The sequence below is a fragment of the Segatella hominis genome (assembly GCF_004535825.1).
Classification (GTDB): Bacteria; Bacteroidota; Bacteroidia; order Bacteroidales; family Bacteroidaceae; genus Prevotella; species Prevotella hominis.
In genome coordinates, this window is the sequence record NZ_SGVY01000130.1 from 1 (window position 1) to 1,229 (window position 1,229).

The window sequence follows — 1,229 nt, forward strand, 5'->3', positions numbered from 1 at the left end:
GAATAGCAAATACAGTCGTAAAGAAAGTAAGAAAGGGCGTATGGCGGATGCCTAGGCTCACGGAGGCGATGAAGGACGTGATAAGCTGCGATAAGCTTCGGGTAGGTGCAAATAACCCTTGATCCGAAGATTTCCGAATGGGACAACCTAACCGTCTGAAGGACGGTTACTCTTACCAATGTAAGAGGGCTAACGCAGGGAACTGAAACATCTTAGTACCTGTAGGAAGAGAAAATAAATGAATGATTCCCCCAGTAGTGGCGAGCGAACGGGGAACAGCCCAAACCGTTGACGTCGCAAGGCGCCAGCGGGGTTGTAGGACTGCGACATTGTATCGGAATGATGACCAGAAGTATCTGGAAAGTTACATCACAGAGGGTGATAATCCCGTATGGGAAGTCAAACCGAGCATAGCAGTATCCTGAGTAACGCGGGACACGAGGAATCCTGCGCGAATCTGCCGGGACCATCCGGTAAGGCTAAATACTCCCGTGAGACCGATAGCGAACGAGTACTGTGAAGGAAAGGTGAAAAGAACCCCGAGCAGGGGAGTGAAATAGTTCCTGAAACCATACGCCTACAAGCGGTCGGAGCACAGCAATGTGTGACGGCGTGCCTTTTGCATAATGATCCTACGAGTTACCGTCACTGGCGAGGTTGAGTACCATGAGGTACGTAGCCGCAGTGAAAGCGAGCCTGAATAGGGCGCACAGTCAGTGGGGGTAGACGCGAAACCAAGTGATCTACACTTGGCCAGGATGAAGTCCCGGTAACACGGGATGGAGGTCCGCACCAATAAGCGTTGAAAAGCTTCTGGATGAGCCGAGTGTAGGAGTGAAAGGCCAATCAAACTTGGAGATAGCTCGTACTCCCCGAAAGGCATTTAGGTGCCGCGTCGGATGGTCACCGTGAGAGGTAGAGCGACCGATAGGACGAGAGGGCTTCACCGCCTATCGAGTCCTGACGAACTCCGAATGCTCACGGTCTGCAGTCCGGCAGTAAGGGGGCGGGTGCTAAGGTCCGTCCCCGAGAGGAGAAGAATCCAGACCGCCGTCTAAGGTCCCGGAGTTCTGCCTGAGTTAGTCTAACGAAGTCTGGTCCCTATGACAGCTAGGATGTTGGCTTGGAAGCAGCCATTCATTCAAAGAGTGCGTAACAGCTCACTAGTCGAGGGTCCGGGCATGGATAATAATCGGGTATAAGGCAGACACCGAAGGCGCGGGATAGCA

1 rRNA gene is annotated in these 1,229 nt (G+C 52.9%); it reads left to right on the top strand.

The features are described 5' to 3' along the window. Positions 1–20: 20 nt before the first annotated feature. A 23S ribosomal RNA gene (locus tag EXN75_RS17425) occupies positions 21–1,229 on the top strand; the annotation flags it as partial.